Origin of the sequence: Bacteroides sp. Phil13 (assembly GCF_001940965.1) — a bacterium.
Lineage (GTDB): Bacteria > Bacteroidota > Bacteroidia > Bacteroidales > Bacteroidaceae > Bacteroides > Bacteroides intestinalis.
Genome location: NZ_MSHA01000041.1, coordinates 1 through 7,085 on the forward strand (window position 1 = coordinate 1; position 7,085 = coordinate 7,085).

Consider the following 7,085-nt stretch of genomic DNA (forward strand, 5'->3'; position numbering starts at 1 on the left):
GAAATCAAAGTACCTATGCCGCAGGGGATGCTTTGTGGAAAACCGGCGGTAATACGTGTGGATAGAATGACAAATCAATGATATAGATTATGAAAAAGATTCTTTTATTAATTATTTTCTGGGCTTGCATCGGTGTACTGCAAGCACAAGAACACTTTTCTGCTGCCAGTTTTTATCCGGTGCCCAATTCCGGCCGCGAGGTATTGGACTTTAATCCCGGATGGCGTTTTCATCGGGGGGATATTCCTTTAAAAGCTGATCCTTTGCAACTGGATGACAGCAAGTGGGAGCTGGTAAACCTACCGCATACCGTACAGCTGGTTCCTTCCGAGGCGAGCGGTTCTCGCAATTATCAGGGGCCGGCCTGGTATTCCAAGCGTTTCACTGTCGATACTCGGTATCAAGGTAAGCGGTTGTCCCTCTATTTTGAGGCGGTTATGGGTAAAAGCAGCTTTTATATCAATGGTTACAAAGTAAAGGAGCACTTCGGTGGTTTTCTCCCGGTGAGTATAGATTTGACTGCTGTTGGTGTGCGTCCAGGTGATGAGGTAACCGTTGCCGTATGTGCTGATAACAGTGATGACCCTTCTTTCCCGCCGGGGCGCAAACAGTATACGATGGATTTTTGTGTATTTGGTGGCATCTACCGTGATTGTTATCTTATCTGTACCGGTGACGTGCATGTAAGCGATGCCAATGAAGCTGGCCAGGTGGCTGGGGGAGGCGTGTTTGTCAGCTATGAGGATGTGTCGGACCAAAAGGCTCGGGTGAATGTCAAGACTCATATCGTCAATGATAGAGAGAGTGGTTGCCGGGTGGTAGTGGAGTCAACCCTGCTGGATGCTGTTGGCAAGCAGGTGGCCAGTACAAGGAAAAGTCTCAGCTTGTCTGCCGGAAGTGATGGACACGTCATGCAGCAGCTCACTGTCAGAAATCCGTCTTTGTGGCATCCCGATACTCCGAATCTGTATCGGCTCCGCACCTCTGTCTATCTTAACGGCAAGCTGTGCGACGCTGTTGTTTCCCGTATCGGTATCCGAAGCATTGAGTTTCGCGGTGCCGACGGTCTCTATATCAACGGTAAGCCGTTCGGAGACAAGCTGATGGGGGTAAACCGCCATCAGGACTATGCTTATATCGGGAATGCCGTACCCAACAACCTGCATTGGCTGGACGTGAAGAAAATGCGTGATGCTGGTTTCCGGATTATACGCTCGGCACACTATCCCCAAGACCCTGCATTTATGGATGCCTGCGATGAACTGGGCATGTTCATTATTGTAGCCACTCCCGGCTGGCAGTACTGGAATCCGGAACCGGTGTTTGAAGAACGTATCCTTTCCGACATCCGTAATATGGTCCGTCGAGACCGTAATCATCCGTCTGTCCTTCTGTGGGAACCAGTACTTAATGAGACGGCTTTTCCGGAGTCTTTCGCACAGAATGCCTATCGGGCTACTCATGAAGAGTATCCGGCTCCGGGTTGCTATGCTGCCATTGATGACAAGAGCAAAGGAGCAATGGGATATGATGTAGTTTATACAGCCCCCAAGAACGAGGCGTTTTACCGGAATGCAGGCAAATCCTGCTTTACCCGGGAGTATGGTGACTGTGTGGATGACTGGAATTCCCACAATTCTTACAGCCGTGTGGCACGTGAATGGGGTGAAGAGCCACAGATTCGCCAGGCCCAGCACTATGCCCGCAAGGATTATGGCGGCTCTCTTACGGTTGATCAGTTCTGCAAATCTCCTCGGGGGCATATAGGAGGTGCCTTGTGGCATTCGTTTGACCACCAGCGTGGTTATCATCCTGACCCTTTCTGGGGAGGACTGATGGATATGTTCCGTCAGCCAAAGTATTCCTATTACATGATGATGAGCCAGCGTGATCCGCACCTGCACTTGGAGCAGGCTGATAGTGGGCCGATGGTGTATATAGCTAATGCCATGACTCCTTTTTCCCCCGAGGATATAGTGGTTTATACCAACTGTGATAGTGTACGTGTCATTGTGAACGAAAAAGACACCCTTGTGCAAGTGCCGTTGCTGGAGGAGAAGGGGATTCGTCATCCTCCCGTTGTTTTTAAGGGTGCTTATAGCTTTGTGGATGTCCGGGCACTTCATCGGGCCGGGAAACCGGAACAATGTAGTATTGTGGCTGAGGGATTCCTGGATGGCAAGATTGTTGCTAGGACCAAGAATATGCCTTCCAAACGTAATGAACAGCTTGTACTGACTGTTGATTCTGGACTGCCCCTGCGTGCCAATGGTTCGGATATGGTCACGGTGATTGCTTCCATTACCGATAAGGATGGCTATGTAAAGCGCCTTTCTCAAGAAACCGTTATTTTTGAGGTGGAAGGAGAAGGAGAGTTGGTCGGTGGAAGAGAGGTAGAAGCCAATCCCCGTGTCAGTCGTTGGGGGACTGCACCTGCACTGATCCGTACAACAACGAAAGCAGGTACTATCAAAATAAAAGCACGTCTTTTGCATCTAGGTATACAGTTCCATCCCCAGGCAGTGATTGAAATAGCTACTTTGCCTGCGGAACGTGTAGCCTTGTATAGAGAGCTTCCGGTTCCGCAAAAGACGGAAATCTTTGGAAAAACTGAAGTCGGAGAGATTGACTTCAATGAAATAGAGCGCCTTGCCAGGGAAGAGCAGGAACGTATCAATGAAATGAAGCAGGTGGAACAGCAGCAACGCCACTTTGAAAGTACGGAAAAGAAATAGCATTTACTGGTATTTTTGTTTCTACACAAAAAAATAAAAACATCTGTCACGCTATCACGCAAAGGAGTATATATGTGATTATAAATTTATTAGGGTGTGATAGGTGTTTTTTCATACCTATCTATCACGCTCTAATGAGAGTATTGGAAATAGAGTGATATCGTTGTTTTATCTATTAGGGATAGTCTTATATTGTTAGTTTTCAGCATGAAGCTTTTAGTTTCCAGCTGGATGTCTTTTCCCTGATTTAGTTGGATGTTGTTTGGGTAGTATTACATTGTATTGATAAATAAAAGGGAGGAACCTCACGGCCCCTCCCTTTCGTACATATCAAATTGATTAAGGTCTATTTGATTTCTTGATAAATAAGGTTAGAAGTTTTGTGTTATTACGTTTTTATCAGTATTAGTAGCCTGCATTATTAGTCCACTGTGTCAGACGGATTTGCTGATAAGGTATGGGGAAGTAATAATGGTTGTTGCTTTGGAAAAGCGAACCATTCCAAGTCTCGGCTCTAACTTCACTTACCTTTTCCAGACGAACAAGTTCGAACCAACGTTTCATTTCTGCAAAGAATTCCCAACCGCGTTCGTTGAATACAGCTGTTGTGAAAGCTGTAGGATCAGTAGTTGTGGTCAGCTGGTCTTGTGCATAACCGGCACGTTTCTGTACTTTCTGAATGGCATCCAAAGCTTGTGCGTTTACACTGTTTGTGGCACGGGTGGAAGCTTCTGCGTACATCAGCAGGACATCGGCGTAACGGTAGATACAAGTGATACCATTAGCTTGGGCACTCTTACCGGGTGCGCCGTTGTCATAGTCATAATACTTGGAAATGGCGGGAAGCTTATCGGCACTTTCTTTATAAGTGACATGACCGTTTTTAGTTTCCCATTCTGTCATATAATTCCACTCTTTACGTGCATCATCCGGATAATTTAGAAAGAAGCTTTCGTTTGCATAGTAGTCAGACCAACCGGCATTGGGGGCAAAATCGCTGGGGTAGTAAGACTTTCCATAGTTACTTGCCGTCTTCATCTTCGCATTATGGTGGATGGCAAACATTACTTCATTGGGTTGTGCTTTATTGGCTTCTTTCCACAATTCTGCATATTCTTCGGTCAGGTACAAACCAGAGTTGTCTATGATGTCTTTAGCTGCAGCCGCTGCCAGTGAGTAATACTCTTGTCCTCTTTTCAAAGGCCAACCGGCCATTGTCATGTAAGCGTCTGCCAGACAAGCTTCGGCTGCCCATTTGGAAGGAGTAGAGCTGAAGCCGCTGCGACTTTTTGCTGGTAATATTTCTACTGCTTTTTTCAAGCTAGGAATAATCGCTTGATCATAGATTTCTGCAACAGCAGTTCTCGGCATGTACGTTGAAGCGTCTGTTTCTGCTAGAATTAGGGGTACATCACCATACATGCGTACCAAATAAAAATAAGAAAGTCCACGGAGGAAGTAAGCTTCTCCTAATACTTCTTCAAACTTCTTGGCTTGGTCTGCATTTTCCGGTAATACCGTCTTATTAATAAGTGTATTGGAGTGGTTGATAACGGCAAAAAATAGTGACCAAGTAGTATCGAAATCTGCAGTGTTGGCTGTGATATTGGGAGATAGTCTATAGTAATTGGCCAATTCATTATTTGCTTTTGCCGCACGATAAGTAATATCATCTGCACATACATTTATGCGTTGTAAACGGCAGTTAAAACCATAGTTCCCATTCCATAAATCGTTATAAAGTCCTGTTGCAGCTTGTTGAAGACCTGTTAGGTCCATGCTGGCAATGTAATCTTCATCAGTAATGAAAGACTGTGGCTCTTGGGTCAGGTCTACACAAGAAGTTGTCAGGAACATACTGCAGGCTATTGTTGCTATATATGCTAATTTTTTCATATTATTCTTGTTTAAAAGGTAAATCATTAGAATGCAAAATTTAAACCAATCAGATAATTACGGCTGTTAGGATATGAGCCCCAATCAACACCTTGTATCAGTGGGCTTCCCATTGTTGCTTCAGGATCCAGACCGGAATAGTTGGTGATATGGAACGGATTCTGGATGGAAACATAAAGTCGGAGATTGCTGATACCAAGTGATTTGCAGGCTAATTCGGGCAAAGTGTAACCCAAGGTGATACTTTTCATCTTGATAAAGCTTCCATTTTCTACAAAACGACTGCTGAATACTTTGTTTTCTGTGCCTCCTTGTACGAAACCCGGTACATCTGTATTTGTATTGGTTGGCGTCCAACGGTTCAAGAAGTCACGCATTGGAGTTACTGCAGCCATGTTCTGACCGGAAACTGTATTGAATCCCATTTGATGAGTTGCATTGTATATATCAAAGCCATGGAAACCTACCATAAAGAATGAGAAATCAAAATTCTTGTAATTGAAGCTATTGTTCCAACCCCAGTTAAATGTCGGTTGACCACAGCCGATGATACCTTGGTCTGCATCATTCAGTACTCCGTCTTTATTGGTATCTACATATTTAGAGTTACCAGCTACGACTTTATAGACTTCACCGTTTGTTTTGCCATTTGTTTGACCGTTGGCGTCTACGAATGGAGCGTTCACTTCATCTTCCTGCCAGATACCTCCGAAAGTATATCCCCAGAATGTACCTAATTTTTCACCTTCAATCATCTGGAATAATTGATTTTGGAAACTTCCGGCTTGCTGTTGGCGATGGTTAGCTGTAGGTATGCTGTTGAAAGTTCCTTTATTATGCGATAAAGTAACGTCGGTATGCCAGCTGAAGCCTTTACCGGTAAATGGGTCTGCACTGATTGTGAACTCTATACCAGTATTCTTGATTTCGCCAGAGTTCATCAACAATGAGGGAAATCCCATGTGTGTTGGTTGTGCCAGATCCAACAAAATATCTTTGGATAATTTGCTATACCAATCGGCAGTCAAGCGTATGCGACCGTTGAGTATACCAAAATCAACACCTGCATTGAACTGGTCGTTACGTTCCCATTTTAGGTAAGGAGCAGCAGGGCGGTCTACTTTATAAGAGGTGGAGCCATCACTATTTCTTATTGGAGTACGTTTGGAATAGGGGCGGTAAGCTTCTACAGCTTGGTTACCTACAGAACCATAACCGAGGCGAAGTTTCAATTGGTCGATAAAGCTGTTGTCTTTCAAAAAACTTTCTTGTTTCAAGTCCCAAGCCAAAGCTGCAGATGGGAAATAGCTCCATTTATCAACAAGACGTGAAGAACCATCTGCGCGAATAGATGCAGTAACCATGTAACGGTTCATAAATACGTAGTTTACACGTAACATACCTGACATTAATGTATTGATAACACGGTCGGAGCTATTGGTAGCAAGCTCTGCATTTGACCATGCCAAGTTGTTTATACCGATCCTATCAATATAATCCAAACCATAAGCAGTACCGGTATGATTGAAATTATTATCATAAGACTGTTCGAAAACAGCAGTTGCGTTGACACGATGATTAGCATTAAATTCTTTTACATAACTTAATGTGTTGGTGTTTAACCAGGAAGTGTTCCAGTAACTACGTGCTTGACCTTGCGATAAATTGCTATTCTTGAAAGCATAGTAACTTTTGTCATTTTGTACGGAAGTGTTTAGTCTATTGTCAAGCAGAACTCCCAGTTGTGAGCGGAAGCTCAAACCGTCCATGATGTCAAACTGGACATAACCTTGTATACGATTATTTATTGTCTTGTTGGCATTGTCTGCTTCCCAAATATGCCCCATTGGATTGTAAGTTGAACTACCCTCAAAAAATGAATTATTGTAGTTTCCATCTTCATCTTGCGGTTCAATAGTACTGGGAAAGTACATTGCTTGTTGGATTAAACCATCATATTCATTGACACGTGGAGTACTTGTTTCTCTGTAGTGACCATAGATGTTCATACCAGCTTTCAGCCACTTCTTGATTTTGGTATCTACTTTCAAACGCCAGCTGTAGATTTGGCTACTTGACTCCTTGATGATACCTTCATCGTTTTGATAGCGGAGAGATGCCAGGAAAGTAGTCTTTTCGCCACCACCTGCAATAGACATTTCATAGTTCTGTGTAACGGCAGGGCTGCGGAAGATTTCTCTTGAGTAATCATAACCTGCTTTGCCAGACTTGAAGGCTGCTAATTGCTCTGCACTATAATAGTGATTGTCGCCGTATCCAAAATATTCCTTACCATAGTCATTAACCAGGTTGGCATATTCATAGGTAGAAAGATTATCAGCATACTTGGCTACAGTCTTGATGTTGGCAAATGCATTAAAAGATACAGTCAATTTGTCTTGGGATGGGTTTTTGGTAGTAACCAAGATTACACCGTTTGCACCGCGAGAACCG

3 protein-coding genes are annotated in these 7,085 nt (G+C 44.0%); 1 reads left to right on the top strand and 2 read right to left on the bottom strand.

Annotated features, from left to right (window positions below; all coding sequences use genetic code 11):
* Nucleotides 1–89: 89 nt before the first annotated feature.
* Nucleotides 90–2,735, top strand: a complete 2,646-nt coding sequence (locus BWI44_RS07090; protein ID WP_005833840.1) for a glycoside hydrolase family 2 — start codon at nt 90–92, stop codon at nt 2,733–2,735.
* A gap of 405 nt (nt 2,736–3,140) precedes the next feature.
* On the opposite strand, the gene BWI44_RS07095 is transcribed toward BWI44_RS07090, so the two are convergent.
* Together BWI44_RS07095 and BWI44_RS07100 are read right to left on the bottom strand one after the other, a co-directional pair.
* Nucleotides 3,141–4,631 carry a RagB/SusD family nutrient uptake outer membrane protein gene (locus BWI44_RS07095; protein WP_034522898.1) on the bottom strand — a complete coding sequence of 497 codons (1,491 nt, stop codon included), beginning with the start codon at nt 4,629–4,631 and terminating at the stop codon, nt 3,141–3,143.
* 26 nt (nt 4,632–4,657) lie between these two features.
* Nucleotides 4,658–7,085, bottom strand: a 2,428-nt coding sequence (locus BWI44_RS07100; RefSeq protein ID WP_286812601.1) for a SusC/RagA family TonB-linked outer membrane protein, incomplete at its 5' end; no start/stop codon positions are given.

Coding starts and splice junctions, on each gene's coding strand:
- BWI44_RS07090 (WP_005833840.1), top strand. CDS start 90: ATGAAAAAGATTCTTTTATTAATTATTTTCTGGGCTTGCATCGGTGTA.
- BWI44_RS07095 (WP_034522898.1), bottom strand. CDS start 4,631: ATGAAAAAATTAGCATATATAGCAACAATAGCCTGCAGTATGTTCCTG.